Raw genomic sequence first — 18535 nt, forward strand, 5'->3', positions numbered from 1 at the left:
CCCGTACGGCCTGCTGCGCACCCGCGAGCTGCTCGCCGAGCCCCTCAGGCGCGCCAGGGGCATGGCCGTCGGCCCCGAGAACATCATGGTCACCCGGGGCACCGGCAACGGCCTCGACCTGTGCGCGCTGGCCCTGCTCCGCCCCGGCGCGAAGGCCGGCGTGGAGGACCCGGGCTACCACGTGGCGCGCACGGTGTTCGGGGTCAGGGGCGCAGAGGTGGTGCCCTGCCCGGTCGACGCCGACGGCGTGATCGTCGACACGCTGCCGTCCGACCTGCGCGTGCTCTACACCACGCCCGCCCACCAGTACCCGCTGGGCGGCCGCCTGCCGATCCCGCGCAGGGAGCGCCTGCTGGCCTGGGCGCGGAGCACGGGCGCGACCATCGTGGAGGACGACTACGACGCCGAGTTCCGCTACGACGTCGCCCCGCTGCCCGCGCTCTACGGCCTCGACCCCGAGCGGGTGGTGCTGCTCGGCACGCTGTCCAAGATCCTCGCGTCCGACGTGGGCGTGGGCTGGCTGGTCGGGGATGCCGGGCTGGTCGGCCGGCTCGCCGAGCTGCGCCGCGCGATGGGCGACCGCACCAGCGGGCCCGTCCAGCAGGCGGTGGCGACCCTGCTGGAGCGCGGCGACATCGACCGGCACCTGCGCAGGATGCGGCTGGAGTACGCGCGCCGCCGCGCCGCCGTCGTCGAGCTCCTCGGCCCGGTCTGCCGGCTGCGCGGCGACACGGCCGGGCTGCACGTCCTGGCCGAGCTGCCCGCGCCCCTGGTGCCCGTCGTCGTGGCGCGGGCCGGGGAGCAGGGCGTGCTGCTCGACTCCACCGAACGCCACCACCACGCCGGCACGCGCCTGCACGGCCTGGTCATCGGGTACGGCTCCGCCTCGCTGCCCGACGTCAGGCGGGGCTGCAAGATCCTGGCCGCCCTCATCCGTGCGGGCCGGCCGTAGGCGGCTCCAGAAGGCGCAGGACGGGCAGGGAGCGGGCGGTGTACATCGGGTCCACCGGCAGCACGTGCCTGGCCCACCAGCGCGCGGGAGCGGGGTCGGGGGAGTGCTCGGTGAAGGCGGGGGCGTAGTCGTCGTACGGCGGGTCGTACAGGTAGCCCGTGGAGACCCCGTGCCGCTCCAGCTCGGCGATGGCCGTGTCTCTGTCGCGCACCAGGAGCGGCACCCGGAACAGCGGCCGCCGCAGGTCGTCGAGCACGGCCGGCGCGATGGTGGGCAGCTCGGCCAGGCGCTGCACGCCCGCCAGCCGGCGCGCCCGGTCGCGGGGCACCTTGGCCACCCGCCGCGCCTGGTACCAGCGGGCCACCCGCCCCCGCCGGGCGCGGTAGAGGTGCAGGTCGGCGTGGACCCAGGGGTCGAAGGGCGCCAGCGAGGGGATCTGCTTGAGCGCCCGTTCGAGCTCCGGCGCGGCCAGTGCGATGCGGAAGCCCTCACGCGGCTCCTGGAGGCCGAGACGGCGCATGAGCTTGAGCGCGGGGCGCACCAGGTCGAGCTTGAGCGCCGCCTGCCGGGCCATGGACGTGCCCACGCTCAGCAGGTCGGCGCGCAGGGACCCGCCGGTCAGCAGCTCGTCACGGGCGCGGGTCAGCGCCTTGAGATCGGCCGCGCTCTCCACGGCCAGCACGCCGCCCGAGCCCGCGCTGGGATGCTTGGACAGGCTGAACACCCCGGCCTGGCCGAAGGTGCCGAGGGGCCGTCCGCCGAGGTCGGTCTCCATCGCGTGCGCGACGTCCTCGATCAGGATCTTCCCGGCGAAGGCGGGGGCGTCGTCGGGCAGGCCGTACAGGTTGGTCGTCAGCACGGCGTCGACCGTGCCGAGATCCACCCGGGCGACATCGATGTTGCCGTCACGGGGCGACAGCGGCGCGATCACCGGGCGCAGCCCGGCCGCGAGCACCAGGAAGAGGATCTCGTCGGCGGAGATGGGGGACATCAGCAGCCGCTGACCGGGCCGGCACCAGTGGCGTAGCGCCAGGTAGAGGCCGAGCCGGTTGGACGGTAGCGACAGACAGTAACGGTCTGTGCGCTCTGCGATGCGTTTCACCCTTGTAGGACAGTACGCAGTCTTCCGTAGGTTTTCAACGCCTTGTCGGCAGTTTTGAGCAGCAGCGGATTGGCCATGACCGTCGCGCGCGTCTTCCGCGCGGGCACCCGCATCAGCCAGTGCACCCCGGCCGCGACGCCCGCCCTGGCCACGCGCCCCTCGGCCACCTCCAGCTCGCCGTTCTTGAGCTTGTCCTTGTACTCCTTCTGGCCCCGGCCCATGTCAAGGATCTCGATGCCGGACTCGGCGGCCCGCTCGGCCATCGCCAGGTGGTGGATGAGGCCGGGGGAGTATTTGCCGTACTGCGGGTCGTAGGCGGGGAACCAGCCCGCGAGCGTGGTGCGTGTGCGGATGCCGAAGTGGCCGGCCACCGGCCGCTCGTCCACGTAGATCATGTCCAGCACCCCGGCGAAGCTCTCGGACTGCGTGGCCAGCAGTCGCTCGACCAGCTCCACGATCCACTTGTGGGCGAACCTGTCGGTGCGGCCGGTGCGCCGGTACTGGTCGGTCTTCCAGCCCAGCAGCGTGCGCAGGGGCGCCAGGTCGGTGGTCGCGTAGTCGTGGCGCATCGGCCCGGCCTCGCGCTGGAGCTTGCGCGACTTGGCCAGGGTGGACTTGTAGGTCTTGCCGGAGTGCAGGCGCAGGAACTCCGTGTAACGTTCCCAGCCGTCGCGCAGGTCGATGATCGGCGAGGGATGCCGCTCGTGATGCTCGCCCATCAGCGGCTGACCGGCCACCAGGTGGTCGAACTCGTAGACGGACAGCCCGCAGGCCTTGATCAGCCGGACCGGGTCGATGTGCACGTCCTTGGCGTGCACCAGCCCCTGCGCGTCGGTGAGCCCGGAGGCGACGGGCTTGCCGATGCCCAGGGGATGTCGCTCGAACGGGAAGAACCCCACGATCTCCTGGCCGTCGTGGACGACGGCGACTCTGACGTCATCGCGGAGTTCGCCCACCGTGAGCGTGAACTCGGGGGAGAGGAAGGGATTGTCGAAGGCGGCGTGCGCTTCCTGGAGTGCGCGCCATCGGGTCACTTCCGTCGGGCCCAGTTCGCGAGGCAGGGCAAGGGTGATGCGCATGGGCTCCTACTGTCGGGCATGCACTCTTCGTCCAGCTTGGGCCGGGGGGTGTTCTACAGCCAGATTAAAGGATCTCGCCTTGTGGTATAGCCGCAGGTCCGGAACGTTACACAACTCCCAGGTGGTGTTCAGGACCGAGTGGCGTTCTAATGTGTGTCCATGACCGTACCTGGCATCGACCACCCCCGATTGGTCGAGTGGATGGGCCGTAACGTGCCCGACGCCGGCGAGCCGCAGTCCGTCGCGCTGATCTCGGGCGGCAGGTCCAACCTGACCTACGTGGTCGAGGCCCGCGAGCGCCGTCTCGTGCTGCGCCGGCCGCCTCTCGGGCACGTGCTCCCCACCGCCCACGACATGCGGCGGGAGTGGCGGGTCATCTCGGCGCTCGCGCCGACGCCGGTGCCCGTGCCCGAGCCGGTCGCGTTCTGCGCCGACGAGGACGTGATCGGGTCGCCGTTCTATCTCATGGGGTACGTCGAGGGCGTCGCCGTACGCGAGAGCGAGCAACTCGGCGACCCGACCCCCGAGCAGACCCGCCGCCTGTCGGAGCGGCTGGCCGAGGTGCTGGCCGCCATCCACGCCGTCGACTACCGCGAGGTGGGCCTGGGCGACTTCGGCCGGCCGGAGGGCTACATGGCGCGCCAGCTCGACCGCTGGTGCCAGCAGTGGGAGCGGTCGAAGACGGCCGACCTGCCCGACTACTACCGGCTCGTGGAGCGCCTGCGCGCGCGGCTGCCCGCCGAGGCGGCCGGCACGCTGGTGCACGGTGACTACCGGCTGGACAACACGCTGCTGCGGCTCGGCGACCTGGAGATCACGGCCGTGGTCGACTGGGAGATGTCCACGCTCGGCGACCCGCTGGCCGACCTCGGGCTCACCCTGACCTACTGGCACGACCGCGGCGACGACGAGCGGGCCCGCATCCCGGTGGCCGGAGACGTGACCGTGGCGCCGGGCTTCCTGAGCGCCGCCGAGTTCGCCGGCCACTACACGAAGGTCTCCGGGCGCGAGATCTCCGACCTCGGCTTCTACGTGGCCTTCGGCAACTTCAAGCTGGCCGTCATCGTGGAGGGTATCCACGCCCGCTTCCGGCAGGGTAAGACCGTGGGAGAGGGATTCGACCGCATCGGATCCGCCGTGCCCACCCTGATCTCCCGCGCGCACCGCATGCTCGACCAGCACTGAACGCCTCGACCACGGGTTCCGACCCCCGCAAGGAGCGCCCATGAGCACAGTTGCACTGATCACCGGAGCGGCGAGCGGCATCGGGGCCGCCGTGGCCCGGCGTCTGTCGGGCGGGGGCGTCAGGTGCGTCCTCGTCGACCGCGACGGCGAGGGCGTCGAGCGGCTGGCCAAAGAGGTGGACGGCGCCTTCCTGGCGGCCGACGTCAGCAGCGAGGAGGCATCGCTGGAGGCCGTGGCGCTGGCCGAGAGCCGCTTCGGGCGGCTCGACCTGATGCATCTCAACGCCGGCGTCAGCGGCGGCGTCGACCTGGCCGACTTCGACCTCGAACGCTACCGCCAGGTCGTCGGCGTCAACGTCGACGGCGTGGTCTTCGGCGTGCGGGCCGGCCTGCCGCTGCTCACCCGCTCGGGCGGCGGCGCGGTCGTGGTCACCGCGTCGCTGGCCGGGCTCGTCGGCTTCTCCGGAGACCCGATCTACACCATGACCAAGCACGCCGTCGTGGGCCTGGTCAGGGCGCTGGCCGAACCGCTGGCCGCCAAGAACGTCCGCATCGGTGCGGTGTGCCCCGGCTTCACCGACACGCCGCTGGTGGCCGGTTCTCGGGAGATGTTCGTCAACGCCGGCTTCCCCCTGCTCACCGCCGAGGACGTGGCCGCCGTCGTCGAGACCGCCTTCTACTCCGAGACCCCGGGGACGCTCCTCATCGTCCAGCCGGGCCGCCAGCCGGTGCCGTACCGCTACGCCGGGGTGCCGGGACCGGCGGGCGGGCAGCGACCGCCACGTGCAGATTGACGGCAAGCGGCTTGCAAGCGGGACTATTACCGTAATAGGGGCTGGGTTGCTGCCCGGCCCCTTCTACCTTTGCGAATCTTGTAGGTTCGTGATCCTCCCTAACGTCTCGCGAGGATGAGGAGCGTTCAGTGATACCGACCGACGGCCGGCACGCGCGCCGACGATCGCCGTGGCCGATCGCACTTGGAGCCGGCATTCTCGCGGTCGTCCTGGTGGCGGGCATCATGGTCTACGCTGCCCTGCGCACCAAGGCCCGCGGCGAGTTCACGGGCAGCGAGGTGGCCACCAACCTGCCCACTGAGCCGGCGCCCCAGCTGGAGCAGCCGCCCGCGCTGTCCAACTGGCCGCGCTGGGGCATCACCCACACGCAGTACAGCGCCGACAACGAGCCGCAGGGCGTCGTGGAGGAGGCCAGGGGCGTGCTGGGCCGGGTCCCGATGCTGCAGAACCAGCACATCATGGGCTGGGGCGTCGGCAACCCCGAGCCGAGCCCCGGGCAGTTCAACTTCCGTGACCTCGACCGGCGGCTGACGTTCATGTCGTCCTCCAGGGGCGTGCCGATCATCACGCTCTGCTGCGCGCCCGACTGGATGAAGGGCGGGCAGGCCGGGCGTACGGACTGGAACAAGAACCACACGGTCGCCCCCGAGCGGGAGCACTTCGACGACTTCGCCAAGCTCGCCACGCGGGTGGCCAAGCAGTACCCGACGGTCAAGCACTACATGGTGTGGAACGAGTTCAAGGGCTTCTGGGACCCGACCACCAACCGGTGGGACGCCGAGGCGTACACCGAGATGTACAACAAGGTCTACACGGCGCTGAAGAAGGTGAACAAGGACATCAAGGTCGGGGGCCCCTACATCCCGATCGAGAGCAACGCCGCCCGTGGCGGGCCGTCGGAGCTGCGCGGGCCCTGGGGCTCGGTCGACCAGCGGGCGCTCGAAGCCGTCAAGTACTGGATCGAGCACAAGAAGGGCGCCGACTTCATCGTCGTCGACGGGGCGTCGATGACGAACGACAAGGGCAACGTGCCCGACGACTTCGGCGCCCAGGCCAAGTTCGGCGCCATCACCACCTGGCTGCGGCAGAAGAGCGACGACCTGCCGGTGTGGTGGGCCGAATGGTACGTCGAGCCGGAGAACTCGCAGTGGAGCGAGGAGAAGCGCACGGCCGTGCAGGCGAGCGCGCTGATGGAGTTCGCCAAGAGCGGCGTCACCACGGCCCTGTACTGGAACCCCCAGCTGAAGGGGCAGGGCGAGTGCGCCGGCTGCCTCTGGGGGCCCAAGGTGGGTGGTGAGCTGCCGATGGCGGGGCTGCTCAGCGGCTTCACCAAGTGGTTCCCCTCCGGGGTGCGGGTGCAGGAGGTGGAGTCCTCCGATCCGAAGGTCAAGGCCATCGCGCAGGAGCGGCAGACCGTGATGGTGAACACCTCGGGCGAGGACGTCACGGCGACCGTGGACGGGCGTCAGGTCACGCTGGCGCCGTACGAGATCAAGTGGTCGGGACGCGGCGGCGCCTGACCCGGCGTCCGGGATCGGTGCGGGCCTGACAGGGCCCGCCCGCATCACCGCTCAGCTCGGCTCGGGCCGATCGGCGTCGCGCGCCGGGCTGAGGCCGAAGTGGGGCAGGCAGGGCTCAAGGCCCTTGACGTCCACCGGAACCGGGCTGGTGAACTCGTCCCGTTCGAGCCGGAGCCGCTGCTCGACGGCCCGCCGCCCGCGGACCTCGTGCACCGACACCCCGTCGGGCCGGTAGCCCAGCTTGCGTGAGACGCCCAGCGAGGCCGGGTTGTCGACGAACGCGCCGCTGCCCGCCGTCAGCGCGCCCAGGCCGGCGAAGGCCAGGTGCAGGACGGCGGCGCGCATCTCCGTGCCGAGCCCCTTGCCCTGGTAGGCCTGGCCCAGCCAGGAGCCCGTGCTCACGTGGCGGGTGACCGCGAACCCGCGCGCCGAGAGGTCCTGGACCCCGATCACCCGCCCCTCGTGCACGACGGCGAAGTTGCCGTACCAGTCGTCCGGCTGCCACCGGGACATGACGCCGAGGTGGTAGCGGATCAGATTGGCCGGCAGCTCGTCGGCGGGCGCCTGCGTCCACGGGACGAAGAACGGCATCCGCTCAGGGTCGTGGACACCCTCCAGGGCGCGATCGGCCAGCTCGTCGAGGTCGTCGAGAGTGGGCAGCCGCAGCTCCAGGCGGGGCGTGGTCAGGCGCAGGCCGAAGAGGGGTAGGTGGCGCATGCCGCTCCATTGTTCCGGCTCACGCCGCCGCGGTCATGCCATTTTCGCCGGCGCCGCGTGCCGCCCGCGCCTGGCGCCCGTCCCGCCGTCTCCTGTGCCGCCGCTTCCTGAGCCCGTACGATCGGCGGGTCTGCGCCAGTACGTCAGGTAGCGCAGCCACCACTCCACCGGCCCGTAGCGATGCCCCTTGAGCCACCACCGGCTGTAGCCGACCTGGAGGGCGAAGATCCCGAGGGCGATCAGCACCTCCACCGGCGGGCTGACCCGCTCGATCAGCGCCAGCCCGTACCCGGTGAAGATGAGCGAGCAGATCAGCGACTGCGCCAGGTAGTTGGACAGCGCCATCCGGCCCGGCGCCGCCAGCGCCCGCCCGAGCCGCGGCAGGTACGGCAGCAGCCGCAGGAACGTCGCCGCGTACGCCGCCGCCAGCAGCGGAGCCGTGACCAGGTCCACCGCCTCGCCCCAGAACTTGTGCGCCGCGCCGTTCCAGGCCGACAGCGTGTAGTACAGCGCGCCGGCCAGCCCGACCGTGAACCCCGTCCACTGCAGCCGGCGCAGCGTCCCCGTGTAGGCGCGCACGTCGCGCAGCGCGCCCAGCTTGCCCACCGCCAGCCCGATCAGGCACGCGGCCAGCACCGCCGGTCCCTGGAAGAACACGCGGGCCACGATGATCAGCGACAGCTTCCTCAGGTGCTCGGAGACGATGTCCCAGAACGCCCCGCCGAGGGCCGAGTCGGACGCGGCGGCCTGCGCGGCCCCGTCCGCGACCCGGCCCGACATGTCCATCCCGCTCGTGGCCAGCACCGCCAGCAGCGCGAAGCCGAGCGCCAGCAGCACCGTCAGCGCCACCGCGAGCAGCACCGCCGTCCTGGGCCTGACCGCGCGGAACAGGAGCAGGGCCAGCCCCACGGCCGCGTACGTGGTCAGGATGTCCCCGGGGAAGAGCAGCACCGCGTGGGCCAGCCCGAGCAGCCCGAGCCCCGCCAGCCGCCGCAGGAACATCGGCGCGAACGGCAGGCCCCGGCGCGCGGCCGAGTCGACCTGCAGCGTGAAGCTGTAGCCGAACAGGAAGGAGAACAGCAGGTAGAACTTGTTCTCGAAGAGCAGCGTCACGACCCACCGCACGCCCCAGTCGAGGGACGAGTCGAACGCCGGCTCCGCCAGCCCGGCCATCCGGTAACCGGAGGCCAGGAAGGCGATGTTCACGACGAGGATGCCGAACAGCGCGAAACCCCGTAAGGCATCGACGGAGGCGATCCTCGCTACCGCGAGTGGTGCGTCCGGCCTGGCGGGAGATGTCCCCTGTGTCCTCATCGAGGGACATCATCCCGCACAACCTGAGTGTTTCCTGTGAATTCAGTTATTTTGCGCGATGTAGATGAACCGCTCGACGATCACCGCGAGGGCGATCGCGAAAGCCGGCACCGCCAGGAACAGCAGGCGTTTGCGCGCCCTCGGTGCCCGGGTCGGGCCGTTCAGCCGGATGATCTCGTAGCTGAAGAGAGTGACCCAGGTCACGGCGAGCGCGGCGATGCCGACCGGCGTCCACGGCGTCGTGGGGTCGCCGCGCCCCTTGTAGGGGTTCGGCTCGGGGATCTCGGTGCCCCTGACGAACTTCTTCCAGGTGTAGAGCGCCGCGTCCTCGTTCGAGAGCACCTTCTTCAGGTCCGGCGACTTGTCCAGCGCTGCCCGGAACCGCTCGCCCCAGTCCTCGGGGAAACCCTCGTTGAGCTGCAGATAGCTCACCTGGCCGCGGCTCACCATCAGGTAGGAGTTACGCGGCTGCGCCTTGAGCTTCTCCACGGCGTTGTCGATCCGCGACGGGTCCTTGAACACCAGCGCCTGCTCGGCGAAGTTGACCCGCTCCACGTCCCGCTCGCCCCACGGCAGCGTCGGCGTGACCTCAGGGCCCTCCTTCGGCACCAGGTAGAGCACCTTGGCGCTGGGCTTGTCGTGGTCGTAGACGTAGTGCAGCGCGGCCACCTCGCCCGTGGTGACCCGCTCGAACTTCTCGTTGCCGTACCGCGCCAGGAAGAACGCCATCGCGAACATGATCGCGAAGCAGGCGGCGAGCACCAGCGAGATCTTCTTGGTCAGCTCGGGGTTGAAGCGCACGTTCCGCTTGCGCAGCGGCACGGTCTCCTCGCGCACGTCGGCGCTGTCGGCCGGCAGGTTCGGGAAGAACGCGTACGCGGCCAGCAGGCACGCGCCGGGCAGCGCGAACATGTAGATCCGCAGCCCGATCTCGCCGCCGTAGCTCTGCAGGCCGAGCGCCAGGACCGGCACGCACAGCAGGATCAGCGCCGACCGGTCGAACACCCCGCGCCGCAGCCGCCGGAACAGCCCGGCCGCCGCGCAGGCCAGGATCGCCGCGAGGATGCCCAGCCGGGCCTGCAGCACCAGTGCGTGCGCGGGGTCGCTGCCCTCGATCCGGTCGCCGGTGTTGCTCTGCAGGTTGGCCAGGATGTTGCCCAGGCCGCCGAAGATCGTGTCGATCTGACTGGCCCAGAAGCCCACCGTCATGTAGCTGATCCAGGCCAGCACCATCAGCCCGAGGAAGAACGGCAGCGCCCAGGTCAGCGTGGTCCGCTTGAAGATCAGGAACGCCGTCACCACGCCGAGCATCATGAACGGCGTGATCTGGTGCGAGGCCACCGACGCCACGAACAGCGCGATCAGCATCATCAGCATGAGCAGCTTGTCGGCCCTGAACGTGCCGGTGTTGGCCAGCTCGCCCGGAGTCATCGCGTCCAGCTTGCCGAGCCACTTGCGCAGGCCCTTCGGCGGGACCGGCTTGGTCCGTGTCTCCACCCGCCCGAACCAGCGCAACAGGATCGCCACGAACGCCAGATAGAGGGCGAACGTGAAGCCCTGCGGCGAGAAGTAGTCCTGGCCGATCCACTGCACCAGCACGAACAGCAGCGCCGCGAACCACCTGGCCCGCGTGGTGGCCACCACCTGGCGCAGGATCAGCACGAACGGGAGCAGGTAGAGCAGGTTCGACAGAAGCGGCGTCCACTGCAGGATCGTCGTCATGTCGCTGATGCCGGCGGCCTTCGTCACGAACGCGAACAACGCGAAGAAACCCGGCCAGCCCATGCGGGCGTCGATGTTGATCGCCGTCTCGCCGGTCCTGCCGATGAACTCCACGAAACCGGCGTGGATGTAGGCCGTCGGGAAGCGCGGCTCCTCCGCCACCAGGGCGCCCGCGCCGTGCAGCGCGAACGTGATGGCGGCGATCTGGAACAGCAGCAGGAACTTGCGGTCCGTGCTCTGGGAGACCGTGACGAAGAACGACACGAGCATGATCAGGATGGCGATGAACGCCGAGGTCGGCAGCGCCGAGATCAGGCCCAGCCCGTCGATGTCGGCCGGGTTGACCCCGCGCAGGGGGCCCGGGGGCACCTTGAGCGCGAGGATGTACATGACCAGGCCCTCAAGGGTCAGCAGCACGGGCAGCCACTTGGGCGCGCTCGCGATCAGCGCGCTGACCTTCGCCCGCAGCGTCCTGGGCTTCGCGGGTGCCTGCTGCGGCCTGCCCTGCGGCCGCCCCTGCGCTTCGCCCTGCGGCGGTGGCCCGCCCTGAACCGGCGCCCCCTGCGGACTCTGCGCGGGCGCGCCTCCGCCGGGCGGCGGCGCGGTGGCCGGCCGCACGAGATCCTTGAGACTGTGCGCCGCCCCGGTCCCCGCACTTCCGGGCGCCGCACCACCGGGGGCCGCACCGGTCGCGGGCCCTCCGGACGGATGAACCCCCGCGACCGCACCTCCCGCACCAGGCCCCGCCTGAGCGGGCGCCGCCCCGGCAGAGCCCGCCTTGCCCGGGCCGCCGGCAGTCGGCGCTTCAGCGGCCGGGCCGGCGGCTGAGGGCGCGCCGGGAGCCGGACTGCCCGGGGCCGAGGTGCCGGTGGTCGGGCTGCCGGTGGCGGACGTGCCGGTGGGCTGGACCTTCATCGGCTGGGTGCCGGCCACGGGGCTCGCCGTGCTCGGCCGTGCCTGCGCCGGAGTCGTGCCCTTGGCGGGCGTTCCGGGCTTGGTGCCGGTGCCACCGGGCGGGCGTGGGCTTTCCGGCTTCGGGCCGGTGGCGGGACGGGAACCGCCGGTCGGCTCAGCGTCGCCGGAGGGCTGGGGACCGTTCGGTTGAGGGCCCGACGGCTGGGGGCCGCTTGGCCGAGGGGCGCTGGACGGCTTTGAAGGCGCGCCTGGCTTCGTCGCAGTGGTCGCCTGAGCCCCAAGGGCCCCTTGCTTCCCACCGGCCGTCTGAGGCCCGCTGGGCGGCTCTGAGCGCAGCCCCGGCCGGGTGGGGACCGCCCCGTCGTCGGCCCGCCCCGTGGGCGGTTGGCCGATGTGCAGCGGCGAAGGCAGCCGGATCGCCGTGGTCTGGTCGGCGCTCGCCTCGGGACCGTCGTCGGCGGAACCACTGGAAGGACCGCCGGAGCCCCCCGACGAGCCGGCCGAGTTCCCCGAAGAGCCGGCGGAGCGTCCCGGAGAACCGGTGGCGCTCCCCGAAGAGCCGGTGGCGGGCTTGGGTGAGTTGGCAGGATTCGTGGGGGAGTCGGCGTCGCCGGAAGAACCGGCGGAGCTCCCGGAGGAGGCGCCGGTGCTCTTGGGGGAGTCGTCAGCCGCGCCGGAACCCTCGCCCGCGGGCGGGGGGTCGAACGTCAGCTTCGGGATGACTCCCGTAGCTTCCGGATCGAAGGGCACGTCTGACTCCTCCTTGTCCGCGCGCACGTCCTCACGTACGTCGTCCCCGCGCACGTCCGGAGAGCCGGTGCCCCCGGTTGTCATGCCATCGCCGTCCCGTTGCCTCACGTTGACCATCATGCGGCCCCGGACGACCCCTGGGTGACAGTCGGCCTACCGCTTTCGCCGTACTTGAGAATTTTGCGAAGATTTCCGAAGATCAAAAGTGCGACGAGCACCTCGCTGAGGAGCAATCCGTACCCCACCGCGTTCACCCCGAAGTACGGGAAGAGCGCCAGGGTGGACACCAGCACCGCCACCGCCAGCCCGATCTGCACGACCGCGAGCGTGCGCGCCTTGCTCTGCGCCCGCAGCGCGCTCAGATAGACCTCGATCAGCACCCGAGGCAGCACGGCCAGCGCCATCAGCCGCAGCAGCGTCGTGCCCTCCTCGGCGAACTCCGAGCCGAAGATGCGCAGGATCAGCGGCGCCCCGAGGATCGCCACCGTGATGATCGGCGTGACGATCATGAAGGCCCGCCGCAGCGCCCGCCGGCAGTTCTCGGCCAGTTTGGCGCGATCCAAAGAGCCCTCGACGGTCAGCGACACAGCCATGTTCATGGCCAGCAGCTCGATCATGCTGGCCAGCGTGTGCGCCATCGAGAAGCGCCCGAACGTGGCCTCGCCCACCTGCGTGGCGACGACGACGGGCACCAGGTAGACGATCGCCAGGATCGACAGGGTGCCGGGGAAGTCGCCCGCCAGGAACCGGCCGACCTCGCGCAGCCGGGGCGGCTCGTGGACGGGGGCGGCCTGCTTGAGGTGCCGGGGCACCACGACGCCGAAGATCAGCCAGTTGACCGGGATCAGCGCGAGCGCGGTCGGGATCACCCACGAGACGAAGACACCGCCCGAGGGCAGCGCGCCCGCCAGCGCGACCAGCAGCCCCATCTTGACCAGGCCGAAGATCAGGTTGTTCATGGGCACGAACGTGGCCCGGCGCAGCCCGGTCAGCACCACGTCCTGGAGCGTGAACACGGCCCACACCACGACGGAGGCCAGGAAGAACAGCCCGGGCCCGAACCCGCCGAGCACCTGGTACGTCTGCCCCCACAGCGGCAGCGTCAGCAGGAAGCCGAGCGCCGCGACCCCGCCCGTGGCGGCGGCCAGGCCGTACCCGCGCAGGATGAGCTCGGGCGTGCGGCGGCCCGCCACCGGCAGGAAGCGGGCCAGCGCGCCCACGAACCCCAGCGCGGTCAGCGACGCGAACAGCCGCATCGCCGTGATCACCGCCTGGCCGCGGCCGAACTCCTCGGGCGTGTAGTAGTGGGCGGCCAGCAGCCAGTAGCCCATGCCCAGCACGCCCGTGACGACGGTGTTGGCCATGAGCGCGTAGCCCTGGCGGAACAGCGGGTTGCGCAGGTCGGTGCGGACCTTCGCCCAGACGCTAGACATTTCCGCGCACCCGCTGCAGCCCGTACCTCGTCCTGCGCACGACCGCGTACCCCTTGGTGAGGATGCGCTCGCGCAGGTAGATGAGGGGGACGGCGTTGCCTTCTACGGCGCGCTTGAACATGTTGATGGTCGTGCCCTTGCCGACCGTCAACCGGGGGATGGCGAGCATGTCGTGCCGGTCGGCGGCGATCGTGTTGCTCACGGCGCAGGCGGCGAAGTAGCCGGCCTTGCGCACCTCGCGGCGGACGCGGGCGCTCGAATATCCGTAGGGGTAGGCCATGGTGGCGACCGGCGCGCCGATCTTCTCCTCCAGCAGGCCCTTGTTCTTGCGCAGCTCCTGCCGCAGGTCCTCCATGCGGAGCTGGTCGAGCTGCGGATGGCTGTGGCTGTGGCCGCCGATCTCGATGCCGGTCTGGGCGGCCTCGCGGGCCTGGCCCCAGGACAGCATGTCGTCGAGGGCCCTGCCCGCGGCGTCCTTGCCCGCGTCGGACACCCAGCCGCTGGTCAGGAAGACCGTGGCGGGGAAGTTGTAGCGTTCGAGCAGGGGCAGCGCGTGGCTGTGGAAGTCGGCGTAGCCGTCGTCGAACGTCACCACGATCGGCTTGTCCGGCACCGAGCGGCCGTTGTTCTTGTTCAGCGAGGCCACCAGGTCGCCCAGCGTGAGCGGCGTGAAGCCGCTCTCCGACAGGTAGGCGAGCTGCTCGGCCAGGTCGCCGGGCCGCACCGCGTGCGGCCTGGTCTCGTCGTTGGGCGTGTCGGTGACCGAGTGGTACATCAGGATCGGTACGCGGATCATGATCGTGCCGCCTTCAGCCGTACGGAACCGACGACGTACCCCCAGGTCGTCCAGGCCAGCCCGATCACGATCGCGGCGGCCCGGCCGAGCCCGCCCATGTCGCCGCGCAGTGCCTCGCCGACCCCGCGCAGCGCGCCGAGCGGCAGCGTCTTCAGCGCGTGCGCCCGCTCGCTGGACAGCCCGTCCTGGGTGCCGACCTCGCGCGTCACCAGGGCCTTCGACAGCCCCTCCGCGTAGCACCTGGACCTGAAGTACGCGAACCGCTCGCGCACCCTGGACACCTTGTGCCCGATCACGGCGCGCGGCTCGAACAGCATCACCGAGCCCGGTCTGCGCTGGCTCAGCCTGATGCAGAACTCGGTCTCCTCGCAGCCCAGCGGGCGCGACTTGCGGCCCTGCACGCTGCGCCCGATGCCGCTGTGGAACCCGCCCACCTCGGACACGGCGTCGCGCAGGAAGGCGGCGTTGCCGCCCATGACGTTGCGGATCGGCGCCCTGACCGCGGGCATGCCGCGGTAGGTGCAGCCGACCGTCCAGTCGAACTCGTACGGGAACCACCGCGGCCGCCGGCCCGACGCCCACAAGGGGTCGGTCCGGCCGCCGACGCCCACCACGCCGGGTTCCTGGAAGCCCTCCTCCAAAGCCTCCAGCCACCCGGCGTCGGCGACCGCGTCGTCGTCGAGGAAGGCCACGATCTCACCGTTGGCCGTGGCCACACCGGTGTTCTTGCCTCCTGACAACCCCTGCTCGTGCGTGTTCTCCACCACGATGGCCTGCGGGTACTCGAGCTTGAGCTTGAGGTGCAGGTCCGGGTTGTGGTCGACCACCAGGATCAGCTCGTGTGCCGGGCGTGTCTGGTTCTCGACCGACTCGACTGCCTGCCTGATGTCCTCCCACCGCTCGTCGGTGTAGACGCAGATGACAACAGACGTGTTCACAACGGTCCTCTTTTTTATGCGACGCCTCGGTCAGCGGCGGGAGTGGCGGCGGGCTCAGGCTGAGGGGGAGCGGGCTGGCGACGCCACTCCTTCAGGATGGTCTTGAGCACGCGGAAGCCATCTCGTACGACGTGAAGGTTGCTCTCGCCGTGGATGCGGTTGCGCTCGTGACTCGGCACCTCGTGCACCTTCAGCCCGGCCTTGGCCGCCCGCACGTTCATCAGCGTCTCCACCTCGAAGCCGTCGCAGTCGAGGTCGAGCGTGTCGAGGTGGCGGGCCCAGAAGGCGTTGTAGCCGTAGCACAGGTCGGTGTACTGGGTGCGGTACATCACGTTGACGATGCCGGTGAGCACCTTGTTGCCGAGCCGCCGGTTGATCGTCAGGTCGTCGCTGCCGCCTCCGGCGGCGTAGCGCGAGCCCTTGACGAAGTCGGCGCCGGTCACGAGTGCCCCGACGAAGTTGATGATCTCGCGGCCGTCGGTCGAGCCGTCGGCGTCGATCATCACGATGATGTCGCTGGTGCACGCGGCGAAGCCGGCGGACAGGGCGTCGCCCTTGCCCTTGCCGGTCTGCGTCACGACTTTCACGTTGGGCCGCAGCCGCTTGGCCACGGCCACCGTGTCGTCGACGGAGTTGCCGTCGACGAGCACGATCTCGTCCACCCACTGCGGGATGGTGGCGAACACGTGGGGCAGGTTCTCGGCCTCGTTCATCGCCGGGACGACGACGCTGACCGTCGGGGAGATGGCCAGGTGCGGCGTCACGGGGGTGAAGCTCGAAGGCGGCGGCATCGAGCGGAGGGGCGAGGAGTGAACCTTGCCGTTGTGCTTGGTGATCTCGGGACTCATGGCGAGGGAAATCCTTCCGGGGCCCTACGGTGCGAGCCGGACGGTGTCATCCCCGGGTGCTGCGGGAATGGCGAAGCCGGCGAACGGTGCATCGGAGGGTCCTGTGCGTGTGAGGGTGTGCTGTGCCGGGGGTCTTTCTGGGGCGGAACGCGGGCGCTCCGTTCGCTGCTGGGTTACGTGTTGGGTGACTCCTGTTGCTGCATGGAACTGCGCACCCGACCGAAACCCTTGAGTACACGGTCGGCTGCTCTATAGAGAGACGGCCGATCCATGACAATTGTTCGGGCTTTGTTGAAAGGAGTTCGGCCCATCCAGTGAACCGTCGCCGCCGGGGACGGTCTTGAGATGCGGCCCTCGGCGACGTACAGGACGCCGCTCTTGAGCCAGTCCTTGTACTCCTTGCCGCCCTTGCCCATGTCGACCATGTGCAGACCGGCGTTCGCGGCGGCCTCGGCCATCTGGAGATGGTGGACGATGCCCGGCGAATAGCGGCCGAACTCGGTGTCGTAGGCGGGGAACCACCCTACAAGCGTGGTCGCCGTACGGAGGCCGAAATGCCCGGCCACCGGGACGTCCCCGGCATACAGCATGGTCAGGACGCCCGCGAAGTCCGATGAGTTCTCGGCATGCATCATGTCGGTCAGCTCGACGATCCACGGCTGGGCGAACCGGTCGACCCGGCCGGTCCTGCGGTACTGGTCGGACTTCCAGTTGAGCAGGGTCCGCAGCACCTCGGGATCGGCCGAGGACCACTCGAAGCGCAGCCCGCCCTGCTCCCTGCCGAACTTCCGCTCCTTGTAGCGGACGGTCTTGAGGTTCTTCGGCGAGTTGGTCTTGACCTGTTCGAGCCAGGCGTCGAAGCCGGCCGTGAAGTCCATCACCGGCGCGGGCCGCACGTCGGCCTCGTAAGGGGCGAACGTCGGCTGCCCCGCGACCAGGTGGTCGAAATCGAAGACACTGAGCTTGCATGCGCGCAGCAGGGCCTTGGCGTCGAGCCGCAGGTCCTTTTCCGCGATTAACCCGTGGCACGTGGTCAGGAAGCCGCCGAGCGGCTTGCCGATGCCGAAGCTGTGCCGCTCGTACGGGAAGAATCCCTTGATGCCGCCGCCATCGGAGATGACCGCCACCCTCACGTAGTCGCGCAAGCGGTCCATCGCCACGGCGAACTCGACCGACAGGAACGGGTTGTCCAGACTCGGGTCGGCCTTCTGCAGCTCACGCCAGCGGGCCCGCTCGGAGTCTCCGAGCTCTCCCGGCCGAACTACCTGGATGTTCACCTTGCACTGGCCCCCTGTTCGGTCTGCATGTTCTTCCCCCGGTACAACACGCGAAGCACGTACATGAACCCTCCGAGCACGGCGACCGTCGCGACGCCGGCTCGGGGTGACCACGCGTTGAAGAGCAGCATGGCCTCGGCTAGGAGCACGTTCAGTACGAGGCTCGCGGCGGCTCCTACTGATAGTGCGGCAAGGGGATCACGATCACGCAACAGTCCCACCACTGCCGCCCCAGGAACCACCAGAAGGAACAGGGAGATCAGGAACGGGCGCAGCGGCGTCTCGATGTCGAACAGCGCGATGACCGCCCCCGCTATGCAGGCGAGCGCCACCAGCCAGGCCAGTGCTCTGCGGTGCTGCTTGAGCATTCCTGTTTATCTCCCGCTCCTACTGGTCGAGCGCGTTTGATCGCAGTTCATGGGACCAATCCGCGCGTGGACACGTCAATGCCGACGCTTGGCGACGCACTCCGGTTTACCGCAGGCGGAGACTTCTTCGTGTGACGTTAAACACACGGTCAAGAGATCGTCTGCCCCGATGCTGTCCCCAAGCACACCAGGATGCCCTATGTGGCCTAGGATCTTCGACTCAGGGCCCGATATATGCCTATTTGTCGATCAATCCTGTGGATCTACTGTGAGTTTTCACCCGTTTTGCACATCAGTCGTGCAGCGGTTCGCTCGTGGAGGACGTCCGCAGCTCTTGGTCGGGTGAATCGGGGCCCGAGGTCGGCTCCCCGGTGACCGACGGCTCGTCACCGGGCGGGTCGGAGGCGCTCGGCCCGTCCTGCCCGCGCCAGGAGAGCGCGCAGGTGGCGGTGCCGCCGTTCGAGGTGAAGGCGACGCGGCCGCTGCCAGAGCCGGTCGGGTCGACGACCGTGACCATGAGCGTCACCGAGGCGCCCCGCCTGATCGACCCGCTGGCCGGGAACACGTCCAGTCCCTGCGAGGCCGTGGCCACCCAGGAGACGGTGGCGTTGCGGGCGCTCAGCCCGATCTTGGCCGCGCCGTCGATCCCGTCCGGGCACGAGGCGCCCAGCCTGGCGGCGGGCGCCGCCCTGCGCCGGGTGGGAGCGGGGCGAGCCGAGCGTCCCGTGGCCGGCCTGGTGCTCGGCCGGGTGGCGGCCCGCGGCGCGTCCGGCGTGCGGGTCCGGCTCGGCGTCGGCGTTGGCGTCGGCGTTGGGGGTGGGGGTGG

Annotated in this window: 17 protein-coding genes; 5 read left to right on the plus strand and 12 right to left on the minus strand. The window is 70.3% G+C overall.

Annotation, left to right across the window (positions count from 1 at the left end):
- A partial coding sequence (locus tag ABFX54_RS52115; RefSeq protein ID WP_346114711.1) for an aminotransferase-like domain-containing protein occupies positions 1 to 952 on the plus strand: 952 nt, incomplete at its 5' end.
- Here the strand turns inward: ABFX54_RS52115 and ABFX54_RS52120 are convergent.
- Positions 930 to 2054 (minus strand): DegT/DnrJ/EryC1/StrS family aminotransferase, encoded by a 1125-nt coding sequence (locus tag ABFX54_RS52120; RefSeq protein WP_346114713.1) that lies wholly within the window; start codon positions 2052 to 2054, stop codon positions 930 to 932. The two genes, ABFX54_RS52115 and ABFX54_RS52120, sit on opposite strands and share 23 nt — an antisense overlap.
- Positions 2051 to 3133: a GNAT family N-acetyltransferase gene (locus ABFX54_RS52125; protein WP_346114715.1), complete on the minus strand. Its 1083-nt coding sequence runs from the start codon at positions 3131 to 3133 to the stop codon at positions 2051 to 2053. Before ABFX54_RS52125 ends, ABFX54_RS52120 begins: the two co-directional genes overlap by 4 nt.
- Positions 3134 to 3292: 159 nt before the next feature.
- Between ABFX54_RS52125 and ABFX54_RS52130 the strand changes: the two genes are divergently transcribed.
- The 3 genes from ABFX54_RS52130 to ABFX54_RS52140 all read left to right on the plus strand — a co-directional run bounded on the left by ABFX54_RS52130 (position 3293) and on the right by ABFX54_RS52140 (position 6631).
- Positions 3293 to 4318, plus strand: a complete 1026-nt coding sequence (locus ABFX54_RS52130) for a phosphotransferase family protein (RefSeq protein ID WP_346114716.1) — start codon at positions 3293 to 3295, stop codon at positions 4316 to 4318.
- Positions 4319 to 4358: 40 nt separating this feature from the next.
- Complete coding sequence (locus ABFX54_RS52135) at positions 4359 to 5111, plus strand: SDR family oxidoreductase (RefSeq protein ID WP_346114717.1); 753 nt, start codon at positions 4359 to 4361, stop codon at positions 5109 to 5111.
- A 128-nt stretch (positions 5112 to 5239) separates the two neighbouring features.
- On the plus strand, positions 5240 to 6631 hold the full coding sequence (locus ABFX54_RS52140) for a GH39 family glycosyl hydrolase (RefSeq protein WP_346114719.1): 1392 nt from the start codon (positions 5240 to 5242) through the stop codon (positions 6629 to 6631).
- Positions 6632 to 6682: 51 nt separating this feature from the next.
- On the opposite strand, the gene ABFX54_RS52145 is transcribed toward ABFX54_RS52140, so the two are convergent.
- The 10 genes from ABFX54_RS52145 to ABFX54_RS52190 all read right to left on the minus strand — a co-directional run bounded on the left by ABFX54_RS52145 (position 6683) and on the right by ABFX54_RS52190 (position 18226).
- Entirely contained in the window at positions 6683 to 7348 is a 666-nt protein-coding gene (locus ABFX54_RS52145; RefSeq protein WP_346114720.1) for a GNAT family N-acetyltransferase, read from the minus strand.
- Positions 7349 to 7381: 33 nt separating this feature from the next.
- A complete protein-coding gene (locus ABFX54_RS52150; protein WP_346114721.1) occupies positions 7382 to 8662 on the minus strand; it encodes a DUF418 domain-containing protein in 1281 nt (426 codons plus the stop codon).
- Positions 8663 to 8704: 42 nt separating this feature from the next.
- Positions 8705 to 11002: a proline-rich domain-containing protein gene (locus tag ABFX54_RS52155; protein ID WP_346114723.1), complete on the minus strand. Its 2298-nt coding sequence runs from the start codon at positions 11000 to 11002 to the stop codon at positions 8705 to 8707.
- Between the two features lie 1163 nt (positions 11003 to 12165).
- A complete protein-coding gene (locus tag ABFX54_RS52160; RefSeq protein ID WP_346114724.1) occupies positions 12166 to 13482 on the minus strand; it encodes a lipopolysaccharide biosynthesis protein in 1317 nt (438 codons plus the stop codon).
- Entirely contained in the window at positions 13475 to 14278 is an 804-nt protein-coding gene (locus ABFX54_RS52165) for a polysaccharide deacetylase family protein (RefSeq protein ID WP_346114725.1), read from the minus strand. Before ABFX54_RS52165 ends, ABFX54_RS52160 begins: the two co-directional genes overlap by 8 nt.
- On the minus strand, positions 14275 to 15216 hold the full coding sequence (locus ABFX54_RS52170; protein WP_346114726.1) for a glycosyltransferase: 942 nt from the start codon (positions 15214 to 15216) through the stop codon (positions 14275 to 14277). Before ABFX54_RS52170 ends, ABFX54_RS52165 begins: the two co-directional genes overlap by 4 nt.
- Before the next feature lie 14 nt (positions 15217 to 15230).
- Positions 15231 to 16064, minus strand: coding sequence for a glycosyltransferase family 2 protein (locus ABFX54_RS52175; protein WP_346114727.1), 834 nt, complete (start codon positions 16062 to 16064; stop codon positions 15231 to 15233).
- A gap of 173 nt (positions 16065 to 16237) precedes the next feature.
- Complete coding sequence (locus tag ABFX54_RS52180; protein ID WP_346114728.1) at positions 16238 to 17341, minus strand: GNAT family N-acetyltransferase; 1104 nt, start codon at positions 17339 to 17341, stop codon at positions 16238 to 16240.
- Positions 17338 to 17709, minus strand: coding sequence for a hypothetical protein (locus tag ABFX54_RS52185; RefSeq protein WP_346114729.1), 372 nt, complete (start codon positions 17707 to 17709; stop codon positions 17338 to 17340). Before ABFX54_RS52185 ends, ABFX54_RS52180 begins: the two co-directional genes overlap by 4 nt.
- A 292-nt stretch (positions 17710 to 18001) precedes the next feature.
- Positions 18002 to 18226, minus strand: coding sequence for a hypothetical protein (locus tag ABFX54_RS52190; RefSeq protein ID WP_346114731.1), 225 nt, complete (start codon positions 18224 to 18226; stop codon positions 18002 to 18004).
- Here ABFX54_RS52190 and ABFX54_RS52195 point away from each other — a divergent pair.
- The coding region (locus ABFX54_RS52195) for a hypothetical protein (RefSeq protein ID WP_346114733.1) at positions 18225 to 18535 on the plus strand (311 nt) is incomplete at its 3' end. The two genes, ABFX54_RS52190 and ABFX54_RS52195, sit on opposite strands and share 2 nt — an antisense overlap.

It is taken from the genome of Nonomuraea maheshkhaliensis (assembly GCF_039529435.1).
GTDB classification, from domain to species: Bacteria; Actinomycetota; Actinomycetes; order Streptosporangiales; family Streptosporangiaceae; genus Nonomuraea; species Nonomuraea maheshkhaliensis.